The sequence below is a fragment of the Collinsella sp. LCP19S3_A6 genome (assembly GCF_052122015.1).
Classification (GTDB): Bacteria; Actinomycetota; Coriobacteriia; order Coriobacteriales; family Coriobacteriaceae; genus Collinsella.
Window position 1 is genome coordinate 97,281 of the sequence record NZ_JBQKDD010000001.1, and the last position, 23,191, is coordinate 120,471.

Consider the following 23,191-nt stretch of genomic DNA (forward strand, 5'->3'; position numbering starts at 1 on the left):
CGGTCATGCCGCCCGCACAGTGAATACGCACCGGACCAGGTCCGATCGGCTTGGGACTAGTCGCACCGATCAGCCAAAGCGGCCGGTGATATAGTCTTCCGTCCGCGAATCCACCGGGCTGGTGAAGATCGCGTCGGTTTGACCATACTCGATGAGCGTGGCGGGCTCGCCGGCAACCTCCTGCAAGAAGAAGGCGGTGTAGTCGCTAATGCGAGCTGCCTGCTGCATTGAATGTGTGACGATGATGATCGTCATCTCGGGCGCCAGCTCGGCCATCAGATCCTCGACCTTGGAGACGGACGTGGGGTCGATGGCGGAGCAGGGCTCGTCCATCAGAAGGACATCGGGCTGCACCGCGAGCACACGCGCGATGCACAGACGCTGCTGCTGACCGCCCGAAAGCGCCAAACCATCCTTGTTGAGCTGATTGGATACCTCTTTCCAGAGGTTGGCGCGCTTGAGCGATTCTTCCACGATGTCATCGAGGTCGCTTTTGCTAGTCACGCCCTGCAGACGAGGGCCAAAAGCAACATTCTCGTAGATGGATTTAGGGAACGGGTTGGGCTGCTGAAAAATCATGCCCACGCGGCGGCGAAGGTCGACCGGGTCGACGCCCTCGGCATAGATATCGTTGCCGTCGAGCGTCATGGTGCCCTCGACGCGAGTGCCCTCGATAAGGTCGTTCATACGGTTGATACAGCGCAAAAACGTCGATTTGCCGCAGCCCGAAGGGCCGATAAACGAGGTAATGGCGTTTTTGGCGATGTTGAGGTCGAGCCCCGTCAGCGCATGAAAGTCACCGTACCAAAAGTTGAAATCCTTGGCCGTGATGGCCGCTTGCTCCAGCGTGGGAGCGGACTGATAGACGGACATGGGACTCCTTAACTAGCGGCGTTTGCGCGACAGATAACGCGCAAACAGGTTGAAGGCCAGAATAATCGCCATCAGCAAAAGCGCGGTGCCGTAGGCTGCGTTCATGTTGATGCCGTCATTGGCAAGCAGATAAAGGTGAACGGTCATGGGGCGACCGGAATCGAGCGGCGAAATAGGCAGGTTGATGGCCTGGCCCATGGTGTAGAGCACCACGGCGGTCTCGCCGATGGCGCGGCCGATGGCAAGTACGATGCCGGTGGCGATGCGGCCAAAAGCCGAAGGAAGCACGATCTTGGAGACGACCTGCCACTTGGTGGCACCCAGGCCATATGCGCCCCAACGGATATAGCGCGGAACGGCGCGGATTGCCTCCTCGGTGGTACGCATGACAATGGGCAGCATCAGAAGTGCGAGCGCCAGGGCGGCCGAAACCATCGAAAGACCCAGGCCCATGGCCTCGACAAACAAGGCGTAGCCAAAAAGGCCCATAACAATGGAGGGCACCGAGGCCAGGGCATCGGCAGCATAGCGAATGATGTCGACAACCTTGCCCTGCTTGGCATATTCAGCCAGATAGACCGCAGCCAAGACGGCAACCGGCGTGCAGATGAGCATGGCGAGCGCCGTCACGTAGACGGTCGAGACGATAGTGGGCCAAATGCCGCCCTCGGCGTTTACGCCCTGCGGCCAGCCAAAGATAAAGTCGAGCGAGATGTGCGGCAGACCGTTGATAACTACATAGGCGATGATGGCGACCAGCACCAGCGTGGTGATATAGGCCGCGGCACGAAACACGCCGAGCATAATCTTGTTGGACAGATCCTTGTTGATGCGGCCCTTCTTACCATGGGAAAGGGCACGCTTGATGCGTTCGCGCGACGAGGTCGTATCGACCGTCGTGTCAACGGAATCGGACATAGCCTACCCCCTCTTCTTCTTGGAAATCAGACGGACGATGCCCACCAATGCGGCGGAAATGATAAACAGGACCACGCCCATGCCAAACAGAGCCGAGCGGTGCAGGCCCGAGGAATAGCTCATATCGAGCGCGATCTGGCTCGTGAGCGTCGAGATGGGGCTCGAGATGCTGTCCGGGATGACCGGAGCGTTGCCAACGACCATGAGCACGGCCATGGTCTCACCGATGGCACGACCCATGCCCAAGACAATCGCATCGACGATGCCCAACTTGGCTGCAGGCAGCACGACCTTGTAGATGGTCTGCCACTTGGTGGCACCCATGGCATAGGATGCCTCGCGAATGCCCATGGGAATGGAATTGAGGGCATCGATGGTGAGCGTGGTGATGGTGGGAACGATCATGATGGCGAGCACGAGCCACGCTGTCAGCGCACCAAAGCCAAGACCGCCGGTCAGCTGCGCGATAAACGGACGGATGATGACCATGCCAAAGAAACCGTAGATGATGGAGGGGATACCCGCCAGCAGGTCGACGGCGGGGCTGATGAGACTGCGCACGCGCTTGCCGGCGATCTCGACCAGATACACGGCCGTGCCCACACCCAGGGGCACACCCATGGCGAGCGCACCGACCGTCACCAGACCAGAGCCCGCCAGCAGCGACATAATGCCGTAATGGCCCTCGGAGGGCGCCCACGTAAAGCTAAAGAAGTCCGCCAAACCGATGTCGGTAAAGACGGGCAACGCCGAGTACGTGGTAAAGACAAAAATCAGGATGACGGTGACGACCGCCAAGAACGCGCAAGCAAAGAAGATCCACTGCAGCGCCTTCTCTTTGAGATAGGTGCTGCGCGACACCAACGCCAACTCACGCTTTTTGGGCGCCTGAGCCTCTCGCTCAATCTGGGGGGTTTCCTGCGCTTCCATGCTACTCACTCCCCTTTCCGTCGTTGGTGACGGGAATAAAGCCCGCCTCGCGAATCTGCTTGTCCATCTTCTCGGACGTCACATAGTCAATGTAGTCCTGCGCACGCTGCGAAGGCGTACCCTTCACAAAGAAGTAAAGGTCGCGCGAGATGGGGTAGCCGCCACTTGCGACCGTCTTCTCGGATGCCTCGACATGGTTGACCGAAACAGCCTTAACCGAAGTCTTAGCGTTGAGGCTCTCGACAAAACCCAGCGAGATGTAGCCAATAGCACCACGCGAACGGGACACGACATCGCGTACCTGGCCCGTGCCCGAAAGAACGGCAGAGCGACGATCGAACGGCGTGCCGTCCATCACGATGGTACGGAAGGCCTCGCGCGTACCGGACGCCTCATCGCGGTTAATAACCTGAATCTTCAGGTCCTCTCCGCCGACTTCCTTCCAGTTGGTAATCTTACCGGCGTATATGTCGCGAAGCTGCTCGGTCGAGAGGTTGTCGACCGGATTATCGTCGTTCACGATGACTGCGATGCCGTCGTGCGCGATTACAATCGGGGTCAGGCCCAGATTCTGCTCGTCGGCATTGAGGCCACGAGACGAGCTGGCGATGTCAGCCGTGCCGTTGCTGACGGCCTCGATACCGGCAGAAGAGCCAAGGCCAGAGACGAGCACGTCGGTGCCGGTCTCCTCCTTAAAGCCCTCGGCCGCAATCTCGGCAATGGGAAGGCAGGTGGTCGAGCCGGCCACGGTGATAGAAGACGTGGAAGATCCCGAGGAGCAGGCACACAGCGTAAGCGTGAGCACTGCCGCGCTTAGGACCGATGCGATCTTTCTCATAGCATCACGCCGATCGCAGCATGGCGCCCACAGGTGCCACCCTCGTTGCGGTAGGAATAAAAGCGGTCGTTCTGACGAACGGTGGAGAGCTTGGTGTCCACAATGCCGTTCGCTTCGACGCCGGCATCCATCAGCGCCTCGCGAATGGCGGCGGAAAGATCGAGCATACGAGAAGCGGCAGCATCGATGCACGCGAACTCGGAGGCAAAGCGGTCCATAAGTTCTTGGGACACCTCGTACTCGTCACCCAGGATATGGGGCCCAATATAGGCAGAGATGTCGTCTGGCTTGCAGCCAGCCGCCTCGCAGAGCGCTTGGCACGCCTTGGCGGAAATGCACGCAATCGTGCCCTTCCAGCCAGAATGCACCACGGCAAAGCCGCCGGGAGCCACCAGCACAACGGGAACACAATCGGCAAAGCAAAGCATCACGGGCACCTCATGCGCCGTGCAGACGAGGGCATCGCAGCCCTCGGCAATCTGCTCGCGAATGTTCTCAAGATCATCGGCGCCGTTCGAGGTCACCGTCACGACATTGTCACCGTGTACCTGATTGGGGACAAGCAGGTTGTGCTCGCACTCGGCAATACCCATGGCCTCGAGTACGCGGCGACGATTTTCTTGAACGGCAAAGGGGTCGTCGCCAACATGCGAGCCCAGATTGAGTGAGGAGTACGCATCTTCGGAAACACCGCCAGTGCGTTCGGTGAAGGCAAAGCGGACATCGTGCGTCGCGCCCTCTACCAACGTAACTCCATCATGGTCGACACGCGAAACGTTGTCCGCACGTGCTGCCATACTAAAGCCTCCTAATAACACGAGTATCGCGGCCAAGCCGCAGCAGTCCGTGCCATACGGCTGCCATACTTCTACAAAAGGATACCCGCAGCGGTAGGAACCAAACGTAAGGGGAACGTAAAGAGATTGGAGACTTTCGTTTACAAACGAGAAACAAAACGGGGTGCATCCAAATGGATACACCCCGTGCAGGTTGTTGAGAAAAACGAACTAGAAGCTACCACGCTTAAGGAAGTCGGGAAGCTCAAACTGGTCGTTACCAAAATTGGGAAGCTCCGTACCGCCGACATTGCGGGTCGGGGCAGACTGAGCCGAGCTTGCAGCGGGAGCGGTACGCTGAGGCTCGACAACGGAAGCCTTGCTCTGGGACTGCTGGGCAGCGAAGAGCTCGTCCTGACGGTTGACATTAGAGTCGGAGAAGCCCGTAGCGATAACGGTGATGCGCACCTGATCGCCTAGGGACTCGTCGACAACGGTACCGAAGATGATGTTGGCCTCGGGATCGACGGCGTTGGCGACAACGTCGGCAGCGTCGCTGATCTCCTGGATGCCCAGATCCTTGGAGCCGGCGATGGAGAGCAGGACGCGCGTAGCGCCATCGATAGAGCTCTCGAGCAGCGGGCTGGAAATAGCCTGCTGGGCGGCGTCGACGGCACGGGTGTCCCCAGAAGAAGTACCGATACCCATCATGGCGGTGCCGGCCTGCTTCATGATGGTCTTAACATCAGCGAAGTCCAGGTTGATGATGCCCGGGACGGTGATGAGGTCGGTGATGCCCTGGGTGCCCTGGGAAAGGACGCCATCGGCAATCGCGAAGGCCTCGAGCATGGTGGTCTTCTTCTCGGCGATGTCGAGCAGCTTGTCGTTAGGGATAACGATCATGGTGTCGACGCAATCGGAAAGGGTCTTAATGCCCTCTTCGGCGCTCTTCTTACGCTTGCGGCCCTCAAAGGTGAAGGGCTTGGTCACGACGGCGACGGTCAGCGCACCGACCTCGTTCATCGCGATATCGGCAACGATGGGAGCGGCGCCGGTGCCGGTGCCACCGCCCTCACCGCAGGTGATGAACACCATGTCGGCGCCAGCGAGCGCCTCGGCGATGTCATCGCGGGACTCATCGGCGGCCTTGCGACCAACCTCGGGGTTGGCGCCAGCGCCCAGGCCGCGGGTAAGGTCGGTACCGATGTGGACCTTGATATCGGCATCAGAGATCGCGAGCGCCTGAGCATCGGTGTTGATGGCAACAAACTCGACGCCACGAATGCCCTCTTCGATCATTCGATTGACCGCGTTGGTACCGCCGCCGCCGACGCCGACCACCTTAATGACGGCAAGGTAGTTGTTGATCTCTGTCTCGTGCATGTCGGTCCTCCGAACAAAGGTTATAGCCATAGCATGGGTTGACCCCTGCGCACATTAACCTTCAGGTTGAAAGTAAATGCAAAGGTAAACCGTATTATGTTTGCACATTATGAACGTATCAGTCAAATAATTGACCGTGAAAACCAAACAAACCAGATAAACGGCGTGGTATGGCCCCTCAACAAAGCCACGCACCGACGCTAAGCGGTCGGTGCGTTTCTAAACGTATAGTTGCCGGGAGACCGAACGTTAATGTAGGTTACGCCCTCTACCTGCGACAGAAGCTTGGTCACGACGCGTTCCTTCTTGGCGATATCATCAGAATCGCCCAGCGAGACCTCAACGCCATTATCAAGATTCGCCGAGATGGCCTCGACCGAAGGTATAGAAATATCCTTGATCTGCGCCAAGAATTCGCCGGAAAAACCACGCACGTAATCCAGGCCCGCTTTAACGGCCTTGGAAGAAACGGCCCGCCCCGAGACCGGCTCGACATCAGCCGAGACATCGGTAAGCAGCACGGCCCCGTAGTGCTTGGCCAGCGCCAACGCAGCATCGATACCGCTCAATGTGTTGGCGCCCTCACCCGAAGTGACGACATTTCCCTGGTCGTCCACCTCCACAGAGGTCGAAAGCGGTGCGATCCAGGTGTCATCGTCGCCGATGGCCCAGGCAAGATCGTCGGAACTTATATAAGCGATCGCGGTGACCTTGCGCTCCGTCGGCGTAATGACGAGCGTGTGGGGAAACTGCCGTTGAACGTCCACGCCCGAAACCCACGGGTTCTGCTTGAGATCTTCGGTAATCTGGTCGGGATTTACGTTGAAGAGCGATGTGTTCTCGGGCAGACTGATCAGCTGCATGGCATCGTGCTTGGTCACATGCTCGCTGCCCTCGATCTGAATATCGGTAGCGGCAAACAGGCCGGAATTGATAACGACGATGGCAACAACGGCAAGCACGGCCACAGCCGCCAAGATTCCGCCCACGATTTTGCCCTTGCCCTTAACGGCAGAGGCGGCCTCGGACGTCTTACTCGCCATGGCGCCAAGCGACGACAGCGGATTGATACCCTTATTGGTCGCAGGTGCCTTAGTGGCGGGCACCGACGTCAACGAGCGCGGCTTGGCAGCGCCCAACGTACGACCGGGATGCGTCGCTTTAGCCCCCAGCGAGGGCTTGGGCGTCACTATGGGGCGAGAGGGCTTGGCACCCATCGCCGACTTAGACGTCACCGAGGGGCGCGGAGCCGGGTGAACCGTCTTTTTTGCGGCAGTGCGTCCACCAAGTTGCGAGCCGACGACCGGACGTTTGGCGGACCGTACGGATCCAGCGGGCTTGGGGGACACAGGGGGCTTGCGTTGAGGCTGGACGGGTGCGCCGGAACGCCCTCCGGCGCGGCGGAAGGTGGGTTTCGATGCTCTAGAAGCCGAGGAATTTGACTTCCGGTCTGAGCTCGATGCCATACGCCTCCCTCACCTTTCCGTGCACATGCCTGATAACCGCGGCCACATCATCGGCCGAGGCGGTACCGTTATTAACGATAAAATTAGCGTGTACGGGCGAAACTTCCGCACCGCCAACCGAAAAACCCTTTAATCCACAATCCTCAATCAGCTTGCCAACGCTCGCGTCGGGTGGATTGCGAAAGACCGACCCGCAAGAAGCGCGACCCATGGGCTGCGTGCGTTTGCGCCTCGTCAGGTACCGCTCCATACGCTCGCGAATGTCGGCCTTAGGCGCAGGCTTGAGCTTAAGCACGCACTCGAGAATAATCTCGTTACGCGGCAGGCTGCACTCACGGTAGCCCCAGGCAATCTCGGACCCCGCATAATGCTTAATGCCGGATGCCGGGTCAAACGTGACCACATCCTCGACAAGCGAACCTATCCACTCGGTACGCGTACCGGCGTTCATAGATACGGCGCCGCCGACCGAGCCGGGGATGCCAACCGCAAACTCAAGGCCCGAAAGCCCGCGCGACAGGGCATCGTTGACCAGACGTGCGAACATAACGCCCGCGCCAACGGTCAGCGTGCAACCGTCCTCGGCAACAACGGTGCGCTGAAACTCACGCCCCAGCGAAATGACGGCGCCGCGATAGCCCGCATCGGCAACGAGCAGATTAGATCCCTTGCCGATAATGACCCACGGCACCTGCTCACGGTCGAGCACTGCCACGGCACGACGAAGGGCATGATAGCTATGGCACGTCACGAAGAGGTCGGCCTTGCCGCCGATACGATAACTCGTATGACGCGCAAGGCGTTCATCCTCGACTACATCCGTGTCGATCATGCCCGAAAGCGCCATGACGGCGTTAAACAGACCCATAGGGGCTAAGCGTCTTTCTTGGCAGTCAGATACTCGATGAACTCAGGGCCAACGGTCGTAACGTCGCCGGCGCCCATAGTAAGCAGCAGATCGCCCTCACCTACCATCTTCTCGAGCTCACGATTGAGCTCGAGACGGCTGGAGCAGTACACGACCTCCTTGCCAGGGTGCTTGGCGCGCACAGTATCAGCGAGCATCTTGGAGGTTACGCCCGGAATCGGCATCTCGCCGGCAGAGAACACATCGATGAGCAGCAGCTTATCGGCATTGGCGAAGGCATCGGCAAAGTCATCGCACAGCGCCTGCAAACGCGAATAGCGGTGCGGCTGGAACACGACGTCAACATGCTTATAGCCCAGCGACGAGGCGGCGGCAAGCGTCGCCTTGATCTCGGTGGGGTGATGGCCGTAGTCATCGACCACGGTGATGCCGTCAATATCGCCCACATGGGTAAAGCGGCGGCGGACGCCCTCAAAGCTCGAAAGCGCCTCGGCTGCGGCATCGACGTCGAGACCCAGGACATGGGCAACGGTTAGCACTGCCGTGGCGTTGAGCATGTTGTGGCGACCGGGGTTGCTCTTGATCTCGACAGCATGCTCGGTCCCATCCTCAAAGCGAACGATAAAGTCGCTCTGAATGCCCTTGACATCCGGATGCACGCAGACGACGTCGTTGGTTTCGGCAAAGCCATAGGAAAGCACGTGGCGACCCGTCGACTTGGCGAGTTCGACCAGATGCGGGTCCTCACCGCAAACGATGACGGTACCGCTCTCTCCAACCAGGCCCATAAACTTGGCAAAGGTGGCCTCGATCTCCTCGATGCCCGAGTAGTGGTCGAGATGGTCGGCCTCGACGTTGGTCACGATGACCACGTTGGGGTTCAGGAACAGGAACGAGCTGTCGGACTCATCGGCCTCGGCGACAAAGTAGTCACCCGAGCCGTTCTTTCCGTTGGTATCGTAACCCTCGACGATACCGCCGATCAAAAAGCTGGGATCCAGACCCATGCGGTCGAGCATAGTGGCACACATCGAGGACGTCGTGGTCTTGCCGTGCGTACCGGCAACAGCGATGGTGGTGTAGCCGTGGCCCAGAGCCGAGAGCATCTTGGCGCGGGGCCACACAGGAATACCGAGCTCGCGAGCACGCACAAGCTCGGGGTTGGACTCAGGAATAGCGGTAGAGACCACGACCACGTCGGGCTTGACCTCATCGATCGTGGCGGCCTCGTGGCCCACATGAACCTTCACGCCAGCACGGGTAAGCTGACGAATGTAGCGCGAGGTCTTAAGGTCGGAACCGGTAACGGCATAGCCACGCTCGTGCAAAACGAGAGCGATGCCGCTCATGCCGGCGCCACCGATACCGATAAAGTGGGCGCTCTTGAACTCGGGCGCGGAGGTTGCAGTCTGGGAATCAGCCATGTGCTCGTGTACTCCTTGCGTAAACACTGCCTGTAACCCGTTAACTGTACCGCACCTACCTCATCCGCGCGAGCGCAAGCTCGATATCCCGTCTAACTAACGCAAACCCTCTACCGCATCGGCCAAAAGTGCGGCGGCGCGGTCCTGAGCCAACCCGCGCGCCGCCTGACGCATGGCATCGCGCGCTGCGGCGTCATCGACCAGATGCAGCAGCTCCTCGGCAAACGCCGGAGCATCGATATCGGCATCGGCACAAAGCACGCCGGCGCCGGCATCGACCAGATAACGCGCATTGGTCGTCTGGTGGTCGGCCGTGGCATGCGGATACGGCACGAGCACCGAAGGCACGGCGAGGGCGGCAATCTCGGCCACGCTCGAGGCGCCGGAGCGCGAGAGCACCAGGTCAGCTGCAGCTAGCATGTCGCCCATGTTGTCAATGTAGGGCTGGACGCGATAGCGCTTCATCTCATCGGACGTCAGCGCCAAAGCACGCTCGGTGTCCTCAAAGCCGTCGGCTCCCGTCGAATGCAAAATGTAGAGATTCTCGCGGGTCAGCAGCTCACTTTTGAGCGAGGCTACGCGCTCGTTGAGATGCTGGGCACCGAGCGAACCGCCAAAGACGAGCAGAAGCGTCGCATCCTCGGGCACGCCAAGTGCCTCGCGGCCGCGGGCGCGATCGCCCTCAATGACCGAGCGGCGCACCGGATTACCGGTCATGAGCACATGCTCGGGGTCGCCCTCGCGCTCAAAGACAGAGCGCGCAGCCGGCACCGAGATACACACGCGGGCGGCATGGGAGCTCATCATCTTATTGGCCAGGCCCGGAACAGAGTTCTGCTCGTGCAGCAGATACGGAACGCCCGTATCCTTGCACCAGCCCAGCAGCGGGACCTCGACGTAGGCACCAAAACCGATGGCAGCATCGGGCTTGCCAACCTTTGAGAAATGGCTGGCGAGCGAGCGCTTGGCCTTATTGACGCGCCACAGCGAGCTCAGCGCGGTCCAAGGACGGGAACGGTCGAAGCCCGTGACCGTGATAGGTACAAAATCGAACCCGGCCTCGGGAACCAAACGACCCTCGAGCTTGTGCGACTGGCCCACGAACACAACATGATGTCCGCGGTCGCGCAACTCCTCAGCCAAGGCAAGCGCAGGGTTGATATGTCCCGCCGTGCCGCCGGCTGCGATAGCAACGGTCATCTTATCGGTCATGAAAATCCCTTCGTACGCGCGGTCCCTGATCGTCGGTGCGCAGACGCGCCGACGGGTCCGAATTCAAATTGATTCGATTATATCCGCCGCCCGAGCTTCGGGGGTTCGGGCGTTGGGGACGCCCCTGCGGAGCCGTTCGCGGGCGCGTACGAGCCGCCGGCTCGGACGCAGAGCCATCCAAGACGGTAAAACCGTTGCGCGAAGGGCGATCGCCGCGCACATGGGGCACGCCGGCGGTGCTCTCGTCCATAACGGCAAAGCTCTCGCGGCGACGGTCGTACTCATCACGACGGGCGCTCTCGTGCGAGACGCGCAAGATCAGCCCCGCAAGCATAAGCGATACGATAATCGACGAACCGCCGTAGCTGATAAATGGCAGCGGCTTACCCGTCATGGGAAACACGTTGAGGATGCCCAGCGCATTGATCAAAAACTGTACCGCGAGAATGACTGCGGAACCCGATGCCATGAGCGCTCCGCGACGGTCCGCAGCCTGTTCGGCAATGCGAAACGCTGAGTAAATCAGCATCGCAAAGACCAGGAAGAGCAGCGCGGTCCCGACAAAACCGACCTCCTCGCCGATAATGGCCAGAATATAGTCGTTGTGTGCCTCGGGCAGATACGAATACTTCATGGTGGAGTTACCGATGCCGCGGCCGAACAAGCCGCCCGAAGCAAACGCCATGATGGCAAGCGTTGCCTGATAGCCATCGCCATACTCGTCGGCCCAAGGGTTCAGGGCAACCTGAACACGCACCATGCGGTACGGCTCTGCAACAAGCGCAAACACACTCATGACAATGACGAGAATGATCACGCCGATGATAAACTTGGGGTCTAGGCCCGCAAATAACGCCATACACATGAGGGTCAGCGAGATGATCAAGACGGTGCCATAATCGGGCTGGATAAAGATCAAAAAGAGCGAAATGCCCAAGTAGACGACCATCTTACGAAGGAACTCGTTGATGTTGCCACCGGGCGAAAAGAAACGGTCGAGTATGATGGCCGAATACGCGATGGCAAGCGGCTTTAAAAACTCAGACGGCTGGAACTGAATACCGGCGATGTTGAGCCAGCGCGTGGCGCCACGGCTGCCACTGCCGACAAGAAATACCGCAAACAGCAAGAGAATCATGCCGATAAGGAAGACCCTAAGTACATCTTCCCCAAACCAGCTGTCCGGCAAGACGCGAACGATCGCAACCATGGCAAGCACGCCAACCCCGGCAAAGGTAGCCTGTCGAACCAGGAAAAACGTCGCCGAGCCGTTCTCGTGCAATGCCTCGACCGATGACGCCGAGTACACCATCAGCAGACCAAAGCACACTAAAGTAAACAGGCACGCCATGAATATCAAACGAGGGCGCATGATGCGGGCGGGGACGCCGGCAATATAGCGTTCGCTGAGCGTCTGCCCGCCGCGACCGGAACGCGGCGTACTGCGCTGCGAGGAAGCACGGTCCGAGTCGGGCCTCCTCATACCTTGTCGGGGGCTCTCCTCTCTCACCGGCGGCCCCTATTCCATTTGCGATTTCGCTGCGGCGGCAAGCTGGGCCACGTAGTCCTTAAACACGCGGCCGCGCTCCTCGTAGCCCGAGAACTCATCGAACGAAGAACAGGCAGGAGAAAGCAGAATCACGTCGCCTCGGCTCGACAGCGAACGGGCAACGTCGACGGCGTCGCGCAGGTCGTCAGCCTGAGCGATATCAACGTCACCATCGACATCGGCCTCGTCCATAGCGGCGGTAAAGCGCTCGCGCGCATCGCCAAAGCAGACGACCGATCGCACGTTGTCCATGACAACGCGGGCGAAGGACTCGAGTGGCGTGCCCTTATCGTGACCACCGAGCAGCAAGATAACGTCGTCGTCGGGAAACGCCGTCAGGGCCTTTTCGACCGCATCGGTGTTCGTTGCCTTGGAATCGTTGACGTAGCGCACGCCATCGATCTCGCCACAGGGCTCAACGCGGTGCTCCAGCGGCTGGAACGAGGCCAGGCCGCGACACACACCGTCGACATCGGCGCCGACAGCCAGGGCAGCCGTGGCAGCGCACAGGGCATTGATGACATTGTGATGTCCGGAGATTTTGAGCTCGGACGTGGCGATGAGCGGGGTCTCGACGCCCTTCAGGCGAACGACCATCTTGCCATCGCGCACAAATGCGGCGTCCTCGCCCGCAGGCTCGTCAAAGGCGACCTTGCAGATGCGACGACCCGGCGTGTAGACATACTCATCGAATTCATGGATACCGGCATCCTCGACGTCGATAACCACAAGGTCATCATCGACCATATTCTCGAAGAGCTTAATCTTGGCGAGCGCATAGTTCTTATGGCTCTTGTGCCAGCCCAGATGGTCGGGGGTGATGTTGAGCAGCACCGCCACACGGGGGTGGAGTTCCTGGGTCGTTGCGATCTGATAGCTCGAAAGCTCAGCTACAAACCACTCGTTATGCGCGCGGTCGTCGATTTCGTTCACCGGAGGCTCACCGATATTACCGACAGCAACGCTCGCCTCGCCCGCTGCCTTAAGCAGGTAGTCGGTCAGCGACGTGGTGGTTGTCTTGCCGTTGGTGCCCGTAATGGCGATCCAATTTTTGGGAGACAGGCGGTAGGCAAACTCGGGCTCACCCATGATCTGGGCAGCGTGATCGCGGCCAGCCTTAAAGAATGCCGAGAACTCCGAGATGCCCGGACACGTCACGCATACATCAAACGCGCCCTCGACCTGCTCGGTTCCGTAGACAAACGATACCCCGCGCGCCTCGAGCGAGCGCGTGGCATCATTGGGCTCGGACGTGCCGCCGCCGTACACGGTAACGGTACTCACGCGCTCGGGGTGCGCAAGCGCCCAGCGAGCGACATCTAGACCGGACTTACCCTGGCCCAAGACGAGCAGGCTAAAGGAATCTGCAAGAGGCATGAAAAACCACTATCCCAACTGAAAAAACAGGGCAAGGCCCAGAGCGCCAAAAGCGGCAGCGACAATCCAAAAACGGATGACGACCTTAGTCTCGGCCCATCCCTTCTTCTCGAAATGATGATGAATGGGCGCCATAAGGAAGACGCGCTTATGCGTAAAGTGGAAGTAGACGACCTGAATCATGACCGACAGGGTCTCGACGATAAACAGGCCGCCGATGATGAGCGAGACGACCTCGGTGTTGGTCATAATGGACGTGCAGGCAAAGGCCGCACCCAAGGCAAGAGAGCCGGTATCACCCATAAAGATGCTCGCCGGATAGCAGTTGAACCAAAGGAAGCCCAGGCAAGCACCAGCACATGCGGTACAGAAGATAGACAGGTTTACGTCACCGTGCAAAAACGCCATGGCAGCCATGGCAAGCATGGCAATCATGGAGGTGCCACCGGCAAGGCCGTCCAGGCCATCGGTCAGGTTCACGGCATTAGAAAGACCGGCGATCATCAGCCAGCAAAAGACGATGTAGAGCCACGGAAAGGTAAGGCCACCAATGGTGGTCGAGAAGATACCGAGGTCAATCGTCAGACCGCCAGGAAAACGAATCTCGGGGGCAACGCCGCACCAGCTGACGGCAAGTACGGTAAACGTGACGCAGATAATGGTGAGACCGATCATCTTGGCGTGGGGCGTCAGGCCGAGCGAACGACCGTGCGTGACAGAGGTCAAATCGTCGATAAGGCCCAGAACGCCGGTTGCAAGCGTGGCAAGCAGCACGAGCACAAGCTCGGTGGTGAGCTTGCCCATCAAAAGGCACGTCAGCGAAACGGCTACGAGAATGACAACGCCGCCCATGGTGGGCGTGCCCTGCTTAATCAGGTGGCGTTTGGGTCCATCGGCGCGGACCTGCTGGCCGATACCCTCGACCTTAAGAAGCTTGATCCACCACGGCATGAGCAGCAGCGCAATGGCGGCGGCGAGGCCAAGTCCCAAAAAGGCCTGGTATGTAGGATACGCGGGGTTCCCGAACATGGGCTAGCACACACCTTCCACAAAGCGGTCGAGCTCGACAAAGCGAGAGCCCTTGACCAGCACAACGTCATGTTTCTCAAGTGCGCCGGCCATACGGTCGAGCACCTGCTGATAATCGGAGAACACCTGGATGCGGTCCTCGTCCATGCCCATCATGCGCGCGGCTTCGGCCATACGAGCGGCCAGCTCACCGCCCACGCACGCCAGCATATCGAGCTTCTTAGCCGCGGCATAGGCGCCCACCAGCTCATGCATGCGGGGGGCCTCGTCGCCCATTTCGCCCATCTCGCCCAGAATCGCCATTCGAGAGCCAGAACACGAAAGCGAGCACAGCAGGTCAAGGCCAGCAGCCATGGATTCGGCGCTGGCGTTATACGAGTCGTCGATAATGCGGGCACCGCTCTTGGCGTGTTTGATCTCCTGACGATGACCGGTAATCGCGATACCCCTAAAGGCAGCATCGATCTGCTCGGGGGTCACACCCAAACGATAGGCAACTGCGGCGGCCTTAACGGCATTGGGAACGGACTGGACGCCGGGAATGGCGAGCATGGTGTCAACGGACTCACCCATACCAAAGTCAAGCGTAAAGACCGGGCGGCCCTCATCATCAATGTGAATGCCGCGGGCGCAAACCTCATCAACATCCGAAACACCCGCCAGCATCACGTCGATACCCGCGGGCTCGGCAAACGTCTCACGAATGAATGGGGTGAAGTCGTCTTCGCCGCCCAAAACCAGCAACGGGAGAAGGTCGTCGGCGGCACACATGCCCCCAACAATCTCGGACTTAGCGCGGGCGATATTCTCGCGACTTCCCAGGATTCCAATATGAGAGGTGCCGATCTTGGTCACGATGGCAAGGTTGGGATTGGCGGACCGAGAAAGGCGCTCGATCTCGTGAAAATGGTTCATACCCATCTCGAGAACCAGCACCTCGGTGTCGGCAGGAGCGGCCAAAACCGTGAGCGGCATACCGATCAGATTGTTAAAATTACCCTTGGTGGCCCAAACGCGATAGCGCTTGGCAAGCACTGCCGCAAGGACATCCTTGGTCGTCGTCTTACCGATAGAGCCGGTAATACCAACCACTAGGCAGCCAAGCTGCGTGCGATAGGCATGTGCCAGGCGCAGCAAAAATTCCTCGGGATCATCGGTGTGTAGGATGGCGCAGCCCTTACGCTGAGCCAGCGATACAAGCTCGGCGTTGGGCTCGCGCGTCATCACAACAGCGCCGGCGCCCGATTCGATGGCGCGGGAAGCAAAGTCGTTGCCGTCGACTTTTTCACCCGGAAAGGCAACAAAAATCGTGCCTTCCTCAACCTGGCGCGAGTCGATAACGCACCCATGGCATACCCGATCGGCTTCTCCCGTCACGGTTCGGGCCCCTGTTGCGGCCGCGAGGTTGTTGACGGCGATCTCTATCATTGCAGCTCCCCTGTAAACCTAATAATGCTATCGGCGTATTGTATCCCAGCGCCGCGCATGCGTGGTGCAGGGCATGTGAACACCCTCCAGATTAATCGACAGCCCTTTTCAGGATTGTAACCCCCTACTTGGTGCGTGGGATACCCAACACATCGAGCGCGTTAGCCATAATGACCTGGAACGGCACGGCAGCAGCATCCGAACCGCTCGGCGTTCCGTCGAGCGTGATATAGCACAAAACCTTGGGTGCTTGCGCCGGGGCAAACCCCATAAAGGACGACATATAGCTCGCTTTGAGGTAGCCGCCTTTTTCATCGGCGCGCTCGGCCGTACCGGTCTTACCCGCCACGTCGTAACCGTCGACGGCGCCCCCGACACCCGTGCCCTCGGAAACGACCGTCTGCATGCACGATATCACCTGGGCGGCGGCGTCCTCAGAAATCGCCTGCTCGCCCTCGCCCCAGTCCTTCTCCTCGCCTTTGCTGGATTTATAAAAGTGCGGCGTCATCATCACGCCGTCGTTGGCAATGCCACCCACGGCGCGCGCAATCTCGATCGGCGAGACAGACAGCGCTTGGCCAAAACTCATCGAGCCCAACGTGGCACCGTCATACTGGTCACGCTCCTTGACAATGCCAAGGCTCTCGCCGGGAAAATCGATGCCCGAACTGTGTCCAACGCCCCATTTGTCCACGTACGCGGCAAAATCGTCCGCGCCGATCTTATGCCCGACCAATACAAAGCCAACATTGGATGAGCGGCGCATCATCTCGCGCACATCCATGGTCATGGCGTAGTCACGCTTATCGGCATCGGTGACGGTATCGTCGCCGACCTTAATGCTCGCCGGCACCTCAAACGACGTACTCGAGCGCACGACGCCCAAGTCGAAACCCGCACCTGCAACGAGCGTCTTAAAGACCGAACCGGGTTCATACGCATCGGTGACCAAGCGCAAGTTCATATCCTCGGTCTTGGCGTTCTCCAGATTGGTCGGGTCGTAGGTCGGATACGAACAGGCGGCCAGAATCTCGCCGGTAGTAGGGTCTGTCACCAAAGCCGAACCGTTCTTGGCTTTGGTCTTCTCGACCGCCTCCGCCAGAGCGTCCTCTGCTGCACGCTGGATATTGACATCCAGCGTCGTCACGATGTCAACGCCATCGATGGCGGCGACTTTTTTATAGGCGCCACCCGCAATATAGCTATCGTCCCTCGCACGCTCTCGTACCAGCGTGCCGTTTGTTCCGGTCAGCAATTTGTCATATTGCTTTTCAAGGCCCGTTAGGCCCACGTTGTCAACGTTCACCACGCCTAGAACCTGCGAAGCCAGATTGCCGTATGGATACACCCGCTTCATCGCCTGCTCAAAGAGCACGCCGGGCAGATTTTTCTTCTTCAATGCCGCGGCATCGTCCTCGTCCACCTGGCGCTTGATATACACCCAGGTGCCATCGGACTGAACCAGCTTGCGGCAAGTCTTCTTATCGATTCCAGTCGCCTTAACCAAGGCCGATACCGTTTTATCGACATCCTCGATCAACTGTGGATTCACGGCGACATTGCTGCACTCGACCGACGACGTCAGCACGTTGCCGTTTCGGTCGTAGATCGTGCCGCGTTTGGCGTAAAGCGTCTCCGCAAGCAGGCGTCGAGCATCGGCGCGCCCGCGCAACTCATCGGCATTTACGATCTGGTAGTCGGCAAGGCGAATGGCGCCCGCAGCCAGGCCCAAACCGATACAACCCATGACGGCATTACGGCGAGGCAATGGCGTCCCCGTAAGCCATTCGGTCGAAGATCGTCTATTCGATCTGCTATTGCGTACTTGAGGGTCATCCGAGCCGCGAAGGCGCGACGTTGGGTCGTTGCCACGATTCGACCCCAAGTTGTAAGATGACCGACCCGATCCTTGATAACCAGAACGTCCCCGCGAAGAGGGACGTCCCTGCCCGCGACTCCCGTCTGGACCGCGGCGATAATCATTTGTCATACTCAGCTACCGTCTTATTACTGGACAGCCGCAGCCGAGCTAGCGCCCGCGGCTGCATCCTGCGAAAAATCAAGCGTAACGCTCTCGCTGGGCTCCACCATGCCATAAGCGCCCGCAAGATCGCGAATGCGTGTATCGGCACCATAAACAGAGTGCATGACCTCAAGGTCAGAGCTCTCATCGGTCGCCTTCTCGAGCGTGTTGGTAAGCTCGGCGTTGCTGTTGAGCACCTGGGCCGTAACGCTTGCAAGCGCCACGCGGGCGACGCCAATCGTCATGAAGATAGCCGCAATGATGCAAAACGTTTTAAGAACGCTCATGAAAACCGGGCTTACCGCCTGGTTTGCCTGACGGCCCGCGCCCGTGTAGACATCAAAGCGCGGTGTGCGCTGCTCACGAGGAGCAGCGGGCGCCTGCGGTGCCTCGCGGTAGGCGGGCATGGCGTTCATATCATAGGCGAGCGCTGCGTTTGAGGTGTTGTAGCCCATGATATGCCGCCTCCCATCCCGAGTACGTTGGTAGTGTGTTTAAGCTTCGTTTATGGTGCGAGCGGGAGGTCCAATATCGCGCGCGTAACGCTACAAGCGCTCCGCCACGCGGATTTTGGCTGATCTCGCCCGAGGGTTGCGCGCAACCTCATCGGGTTGGGCAACCAAGGGTTTGCGGGTGATGACCTTGAGTATCGGCACGTTGCCGCACACGCACACCGGAATCTCCGGCGGACACGTGCACCCCTGGCTCATCTCCTTAAAGTGGTTCTTTACGATACGGTCCTCGAGCGAGTGATACGAGATGACGCAGATGCGTCCGCCCGGGTTGAGCCACCTGGTGGCGGCGTCAAGTCCTCTCTCGAGCACATCGAGTTCATGATTGACCTCGATGCGAATGGCCTGGAAACTTTTCTTGGCCGGGTGTCCGCCATGCCGACGAGCGGCAGCCGGAATGCCAGCCTTGATGATCTCGACAAACTGACCGGTGGTTTCAATCGGTTCGGACTCGCGTCGACGCACGATCTCGCGTGCGATCTGCGAGGCGAACTTCTCTTCACCATAGACGCGTAGAATCCGGGCGAGGTCGTGTTCGTTATAGGTGTTGATGACCTCAGCTGCGTTTAGGGTGTTGTTACCCGGATCCATCCGCATGTCCAATGGGGCATCTTCGTTATACGAAAAGCCCCTGCCAGGGATATCGAGTTGCGGTGACGAAACGCCCAAGTCGAACAGGAAGCCATCGACCCCGGGCACCTCGGCCGAGCAAAGCAGCTCGTCCAAGTCGCCAAAGTTGCCCTTCAGCAGCTGATGCGAGACGCCGGGGACCTCGCGGTCCAGACGGGCACCAGCGGCCTCGAGGGCCATGTCGTCCTGATCGACGCCAAGCAAAAGACCCGTCTCCCCCACCTGCGCGGCCATCTTTACCGAATGACCGGCACCGCCAAGGGTGCAATCGCAGACGACAGATCCGCTCTTTAGCTGCAGCGACTCAAGCACTTCGCCGAGCATGACAGGTTCATGCCGATATTCTTGTGTCAAGATCCCACGCTCCATCCGTTACTCATGCCTTGCCCTTACGAGAAGAAGAGGTCCAGCAGAGCCTCATCGTCATCGTCCTCATCGGCCGTAGCACGGTCCCAAACCTCGAGGTGGTCGTAGTTGCCCACAACCGTGACCTCGCGGTCGAGGTTCGCCTGCTTGCGGAGAGACTCAGAAAGACCGATACGACCGGCGCTGTCCACATCCATCGAGGTGGTGCGCTTGTTGATCGCCCTCATGAGTTTCTGGTCGTTGATGTCACGCGGGTTAAAACCCTCGTGGCCCTCACGACCCGCGAAGAGTCCTTCGACCCACTTATCGAAGGCCTCGGCAGAGAACACGTACAGAGCATCGACATCCAGGGCTTTGAACACGCGAACATGCTCTCCAAGCTCCTCGCGAAGGGGTGCAGGCAGGGACAGACGACCTTTTGCATCGAGATTGCGCTCGTATGCACCCGTCATTCCCATGTGCGCCCTCCCCTCGGTTACTCAGATGGCACGTACGCGGGGAACCACCCCGCCTGTCGACGTCATTAATAATATGGGGAACTGCCCCATTTTTCAACATCTTTCCCCACACCTTCCCCCACAACACCCCACCACTCCACCCTCTATATGCTGTAAAACACCCTCGTTCATATGTTCGAAAACACAATATGTTGTGTTTACAGCAAAGCCGGGATGCCATCTGTAGCAGCCCGGCTTTCAACCTCAACCTTCAAGTTGACCTTGAGGCGAATTTTGTGTCCCTTTACGCGCCGTTCACATCGCCCCCCAAACTTCCCCACCAACGTCACGCGCGACCCACCGGCGCATCGGCGCAAGACAAAAGATGGGGCGGACCCCAGATTGCCGATACGCGCACAAAACCGCGTCACGACAACCTGGGGTCCGTCCCCCATTAGTTGTAAATATGCAGGTCAAAGAGTCGCTAGCGATGCGCCAACGGATGAGCCGCCAGGTAGACCTCGGTCAGCTGCGTGCGGTCGACATGCGTGTAGACCTGTGTGGTCGAAATGTCGGCATGTCCCAAAATCTCCTGTAGCACGCGCAGGTCGGCACCGCCCGCAAGCATATGGGTCGCAAAGGAGTGACGCAAGGTATGGGGATGAAGCCCCACCAGTCCCACCTGACGCCCGTATCGCTCGCATATGACGTGAACACTCTGACGCGACAGGCGACCACCGTTCTTATTTAAAAAGACTGCCGGCGTCTTTGACCCGCGGGCATGAGCGGCCAGGCGCCGACGCCCATCAGCAATATATTGAGCCATAGCCCGTGCGGCACTTCCCACGAGTGGGGCAAGCCGCTCCTTCGAGCCCTTGCCGCGCACCAGCACAAAGCCGTCGTCAAAATGGACGTCGCCCACATCGAGCCCCACCAACTCGCTCACGCGCAGGCCACATCCATAGAGCACTTCCAAAATGGCATGGTCCCGCAAACCCATCTCCCCTTCCGGGAAATCTTGGTCGAGGAGCGCCGAGACATCCCCTACCGAGAGATACTCCGGAAGGCGCTCCGCCTTTTTGGGCAGGCGCAGTGCAGCCGTCGGGTTTTGGGCGACGATCCCATCGCGAACCAAAAAGGCATGCAAACCTTTCACGGCCGCAACTGCACGCTCCACCGAGGCATCGGAGTAGCCCCCGTCGCGCCGATCACCGACAAAACCCTCTATTATCTGACGGTTCACGCCTTCAAAGGACTCAACACCGGCCCGCTCCAGGTAGGAACAGTAAGTCGTCAAGTCACGACGATATGCCGCGATCGTATTGCGCGCCAAGCCTCGCTCGACCGCAAGGTAATCAAGATACTCCCCCGTCACCGTATCGAGCAACGAGGGAGTATCTTCGGTATGTCTTTCGTTCGCTGGCACCCTTAGTCCGTCGCGAGGTTCATGGGCGTCACCTGCAGGCGATCGACACCCTCGTGCTGGCCAATCGAGGCGCGCACGAACTCGCGGAACAGAGGCTGCGGCTTGGTCGGACGGCTCTTAAACTCGGGGTGGGCCTGGGTGGCCACATACCACGGATGCACGTCACGCGGCAGCTCGACCATCTCGACCAGACGCTCGTCAGGCGAAAGACCCGAGATAACCAAACCCGCGTCCTCGAGCTGGTCGCGGAAGGCATTGTTGAACTCAAAGCGATGACGGTGGCGCTCATAGACAAGCTCCTCGCCATAGGCCTCGCGCGCAAGGGTATCGGCGGCGAGCTTGCACGGATAGGCGCCCAGGCGCATGGTGCCGCCCTTCTCGGTCACGTCCTCCTGCGAGCTCATCAGGTCAATTACGCTAAACGGACCGTCCGGATCGAACTCGGAGGAGCTAGCGCCGGCAAGGCCGACCACGTTGCGGGCAAACTCGCACACGGCGACCTGCATGCCCAGACAAATGCCCAGATACGGAATCTTATGCTCGCGAGCAAACTCGGCAGCAAGAATCTTGCCCTCCAGGGCACGCTTGCCAAAGCCGCCGGGCACCAAAATGCCCGATGCGTCGCCCAGCACCTCGTAGACGTTCTGCTCGTCGAGGCTCTCGCCGTCGACCAGCTGCACGTCCACATGACGATCATAGAAAACGCCTGCATGATGCAGGGCCTCGATGACCGACAGGTAGGCATCGGGGAGCTGGGTATACTTGCCCACAACGGCGATCTTGACCTTGTCGGCATGGTGGTTGGCATGATTCTGTTTGCGCAGGAACTCGTTCCACTCGCTCATGTCGCGCTCGCGCGGGTCCAAGCCCAGGCGCTCGCAAATGCGCAGGTCAAAGTCCTGCTCGGCGAGCAGCTGCGGCACGTCGTAAATACTCGCGCAATCTTCGTTGGTAAAGACGCAGTCGGTATCGACGTCGCAGAAGCTTGCGATCTTGCCACGGATGGCATCGTCGATATGGTGATCAGAACGCAGCACAATGATGTCGGGCTGAATGCCAAAGCTGCGAAGCTCCTTGACCGAATGCTGCGTGGGCTTGGTCTTGACCTCGTGCGCGGCGGCGATATAGGGGACGAGCGACACGTGGATGTAGCAGACGTTCTCGGGACCGGCCTCTTTACGGTACTGGCGGATGGCCTCCACGAACGGCTGCGACTCGATATCGCCAATCGTGCCGCCCAGCTCGGTGATGACCACGTCGGAACCGGTCTGCTCCTCGATGCGGCGGAATTTATCCTTAATGGCGTTGGTGACGTGCGGAATCACCTGAACGGTGCCGCCTAAAAAGTCACCGCGACGCTCGCGGGCAATCAGGCTCTTGTAGATAGCGCCGGTCGTAAAGTTGGAATCACGGGTAAGATTCTCGTCAATAAAGCGCTCATAATGGCCCAGGTCCAGGTCGGACTCGTAGCCATCCTCGGTCACGAAGACCTCACCATGCTGAAACGGGCTCATGGTGCCGGGGTCGACGTTCAGATACGGGTCGGCCTTCTGCATCGTCACCTTGTAGCCGCGTGACTTGAGCAGACGGCCCAACGAGGCCGCGGTGATGCCCTTACCCAAGGACGAAACTACGCCGCCGGTTACAAACACATGCTTGGTCATATTGAATTACCTGCGCTTCCCGTAGAAGTTTTCCATTCACATCTTACGGGTCTTCATTGTAA

General features: G+C 59.3%; 20 protein-coding genes. All 20 read right to left on the minus strand.

Annotated features, from left to right (window positions below; genetic code table 11):
* Window positions 1-69 precede the first annotated feature (69 nt).
* On the minus strand, window positions 70-873 hold the full coding sequence (gene pstB / locus ACTQVX_RS00445) for a phosphate ABC transporter ATP-binding protein PstB (protein ID WP_089571588.1): 804 nt from the start codon (window positions 871-873) through the stop codon (window positions 70-72).
* A 12-nt stretch (window positions 874-885) separates the two neighbouring features.
* A complete protein-coding gene (gene pstA, locus ACTQVX_RS00450; protein ID WP_427727613.1) occupies window positions 886-1,791 on the minus strand; it encodes a phosphate ABC transporter permease PstA in 906 nt (301 codons plus the stop codon).
* Window positions 1,792-1,794: 3 nt separating this feature from the next.
* Window positions 1,795-2,721 (minus strand): phosphate ABC transporter permease subunit PstC, encoded by a 927-nt coding sequence (gene pstC / locus ACTQVX_RS00455; RefSeq protein WP_441033191.1) that lies wholly within the window; start codon window positions 2,719-2,721, stop codon window positions 1,795-1,797.
* Window position 2,722: 1 nt separating this feature from the next.
* Complete coding sequence (locus tag ACTQVX_RS00460; protein WP_154515256.1) at window positions 2,723-3,559, minus strand: phosphate ABC transporter substrate-binding protein; 837 nt, start codon at window positions 3,557-3,559, stop codon at window positions 2,723-2,725.
* Entirely contained in the window at window positions 3,556-4,356 is an 801-nt protein-coding gene (locus ACTQVX_RS00465) for a polyphenol oxidase family protein (RefSeq protein WP_441559889.1), read from the minus strand. The genes ACTQVX_RS00460 and ACTQVX_RS00465 overlap by 4 nt, the downstream gene beginning before the upstream one ends.
* 210 nt (window positions 4,357-4,566) lie before the next feature.
* The gene (gene ftsZ, locus ACTQVX_RS00470; RefSeq protein ID WP_427719199.1) at window positions 4,567-5,718 is read right to left on the minus strand and encodes a cell division protein FtsZ; all 1,152 of its coding nucleotides are present in this window, start codon (window positions 5,716-5,718) and stop codon (window positions 4,567-4,569) included.
* A 200-nt stretch (window positions 5,719-5,918) separates the two neighbouring features.
* Complete coding sequence (locus ACTQVX_RS00475; protein WP_427719196.1) at window positions 5,919-6,935, minus strand: cell division protein FtsQ/DivIB; 1,017 nt, start codon at window positions 6,933-6,935, stop codon at window positions 5,919-5,921.
* Between the two features lie 205 nt (window positions 6,936-7,140).
* Window positions 7,141-8,052 carry a UDP-N-acetylmuramate dehydrogenase gene (gene murB, locus ACTQVX_RS00480; RefSeq protein ID WP_154515248.1) on the minus strand — a complete coding sequence of 304 codons (912 nt, stop codon included), beginning with the start codon at window positions 8,050-8,052 and terminating at the stop codon, window positions 7,141-7,143.
* Between the two features lie 5 nt (window positions 8,053-8,057).
* Complete coding sequence (gene murC, locus ACTQVX_RS00485) at window positions 8,058-9,476, minus strand: UDP-N-acetylmuramate--L-alanine ligase (RefSeq protein ID WP_154515246.1); 1,419 nt, start codon at window positions 9,474-9,476, stop codon at window positions 8,058-8,060.
* 96 nt (window positions 9,477-9,572) lie between these two features.
* Window positions 9,573-10,688 (minus strand): undecaprenyldiphospho-muramoylpentapeptide beta-N-acetylglucosaminyltransferase, encoded by a 1,116-nt coding sequence (gene murG / locus ACTQVX_RS00490; protein ID WP_441559891.1) that lies wholly within the window; start codon window positions 10,686-10,688, stop codon window positions 9,573-9,575.
* The gene (gene ftsW / locus ACTQVX_RS00495; protein WP_441559893.1) at window positions 10,678-12,198 is read right to left on the minus strand and encodes a putative lipid II flippase FtsW; all 1,521 of its coding nucleotides are present in this window, start codon (window positions 12,196-12,198) and stop codon (window positions 10,678-10,680) included. Before ftsW ends, murG begins: the two co-directional genes overlap by 11 nt.
* 9 nt (window positions 12,199-12,207) lie before the next feature.
* Window positions 12,208-13,614 (minus strand): UDP-N-acetylmuramoyl-L-alanine--D-glutamate ligase, encoded by a 1,407-nt coding sequence (gene murD / locus ACTQVX_RS00500; protein WP_441559894.1) that lies wholly within the window; start codon window positions 13,612-13,614, stop codon window positions 12,208-12,210.
* Between the two features lie 9 nt (window positions 13,615-13,623).
* Window positions 13,624-14,643, minus strand: coding sequence for a phospho-N-acetylmuramoyl-pentapeptide-transferase (mraY, locus tag ACTQVX_RS00505; protein ID WP_441540638.1), 1,020 nt, complete (start codon window positions 14,641-14,643; stop codon window positions 13,624-13,626).
* A 3-nt stretch (window positions 14,644-14,646) separates the two neighbouring features.
* Window positions 14,647-16,071 carry a UDP-N-acetylmuramoyl-tripeptide--D-alanyl-D-alanine ligase gene (locus ACTQVX_RS00510; RefSeq protein WP_441540637.1) on the minus strand — a complete coding sequence of 475 codons (1,425 nt, stop codon included), beginning with the start codon at window positions 16,069-16,071 and terminating at the stop codon, window positions 14,647-14,649.
* A gap of 124 nt (window positions 16,072-16,195) precedes the next feature.
* A complete protein-coding gene (locus ACTQVX_RS00515; RefSeq protein ID WP_427719181.1) occupies window positions 16,196-17,839 on the minus strand; it encodes a peptidoglycan D,D-transpeptidase FtsI family protein in 1,644 nt (547 codons plus the stop codon).
* 239 nt (window positions 17,840-18,078) lie between these two features.
* Window positions 18,079-18,549, minus strand: coding sequence for a hypothetical protein (locus tag ACTQVX_RS00520; RefSeq protein WP_427719178.1), 471 nt, complete (start codon window positions 18,547-18,549; stop codon window positions 18,079-18,081).
* A gap of 90 nt (window positions 18,550-18,639) precedes the next feature.
* A complete protein-coding gene (rsmH, locus tag ACTQVX_RS00525) occupies window positions 18,640-19,605 on the minus strand; it encodes a 16S rRNA (cytosine(1402)-N(4))-methyltransferase RsmH (RefSeq protein ID WP_441540636.1) in 966 nt (321 codons plus the stop codon).
* Between the two features lie 20 nt (window positions 19,606-19,625).
* Window positions 19,626-20,060 (minus strand): division/cell wall cluster transcriptional repressor MraZ, encoded by a 435-nt coding sequence (locus ACTQVX_RS00530; RefSeq protein WP_035137949.1) that lies wholly within the window; start codon window positions 20,058-20,060, stop codon window positions 19,626-19,628.
* A 463-nt stretch (window positions 20,061-20,523) separates the two neighbouring features.
* Entirely contained in the window at window positions 20,524-21,465 is a 942-nt protein-coding gene (xerD, locus tag ACTQVX_RS00535) for a site-specific tyrosine recombinase XerD (protein ID WP_441068155.1), read from the minus strand.
* Between the two features lie 2 nt (window positions 21,466-21,467).
* Window positions 21,468-23,129 (minus strand): CTP synthase, encoded by a 1,662-nt coding sequence (locus tag ACTQVX_RS00540; protein WP_441540635.1) that lies wholly within the window; start codon window positions 23,127-23,129, stop codon window positions 21,468-21,470.
* Window positions 23,130-23,191 lie beyond the last annotated feature (62 nt).

What these genes read in the sequence shown, in the direction of transcription:
- rsmH (WP_441540636.1), bottom strand. Translation starts at nt 19,605, where the DNA reads ATGGAGCGTGGGATCTTGACACAAGAATATCGGCATGAACCTGTCATG.
- murD (WP_441559894.1), bottom strand. Translation starts at nt 13,614, where the DNA reads ATGCCTCTTGCAGATTCCTTTAGCCTGCTCGTCTTGGGCCAGGGTAAG.
- murC (WP_154515246.1), bottom strand. Translation starts at nt 9,476, where the DNA reads ATGGCTGATTCCCAGACTGCAACCTCCGCGCCCGAGTTCAAGAGCGCC.
- murG (WP_441559891.1), bottom strand. Translation starts at nt 10,688, where the DNA reads ATGACCGATAAGATGACCGTTGCTATCGCAGCCGGCGGCACGGCGGGA.
- ACTQVX_RS00520 (WP_427719178.1), bottom strand. Translation starts at nt 18,549, where the DNA reads ATGGGCTACAACACCTCAAACGCAGCGCTCGCCTATGATATGAACGCC.
- murB (WP_154515248.1), bottom strand. Translation starts at nt 8,052, where the DNA reads ATGGGTCTGTTTAACGCCGTCATGGCGCTTTCGGGCATGATCGACACG.
- ftsZ (WP_427719199.1), bottom strand. Translation starts at nt 5,718, where the DNA reads ATGCACGAGACAGAGATCAACAACTACCTTGCCGTCATTAAGGTGGTC.
- ACTQVX_RS00475 (WP_427719196.1), bottom strand. Translation starts at nt 6,935, where the DNA reads ATGGGTGCCAAGCCCTCTCGCCCCATAGTGACGCCCAAGCCCTCGCTG.
- ACTQVX_RS00510 (WP_441540637.1), bottom strand. Translation starts at nt 16,071, where the DNA reads ATGATAGAGATCGCCGTCAACAACCTCGCGGCCGCAACAGGGGCCCGA.
- mraY (WP_441540638.1), bottom strand. Translation starts at nt 14,643, where the DNA reads ATGTTCGGGAACCCCGCGTATCCTACATACCAGGCCTTTTTGGGACTT.
- ACTQVX_RS00540 (WP_441540635.1), bottom strand. Translation starts at nt 23,129, where the DNA reads ATGACCAAGCATGTGTTTGTAACCGGCGGCGTAGTTTCGTCCTTGGGT.
- pstC (WP_441033191.1), bottom strand. Translation starts at nt 2,721, where the DNA reads ATGGAAGCGCAGGAAACCCCCCAGATTGAGCGAGAGGCTCAGGCGCCC.
- pstA (WP_427727613.1), bottom strand. Translation starts at nt 1,791, where the DNA reads ATGTCCGATTCCGTTGACACGACGGTCGATACGACCTCGTCGCGCGAA.
- ACTQVX_RS00465 (WP_441559889.1), bottom strand. Translation starts at nt 4,356, where the DNA reads ATGGCAGCACGTGCGGACAACGTTTCGCGTGTCGACCATGATGGAGTT.
- ACTQVX_RS00530 (WP_035137949.1), bottom strand. Translation starts at nt 20,060, where the DNA reads ATGGGAATGACGGGTGCATACGAGCGCAATCTCGATGCAAAAGGTCGT.
- pstB (WP_089571588.1), bottom strand. Translation starts at nt 873, where the DNA reads ATGTCCGTCTATCAGTCCGCTCCCACGCTGGAGCAAGCGGCCATCACG.
- ACTQVX_RS00460 (WP_154515256.1), bottom strand. Translation starts at nt 3,559, where the DNA reads ATGAGAAAGATCGCATCGGTCCTAAGCGCGGCAGTGCTCACGCTTACG.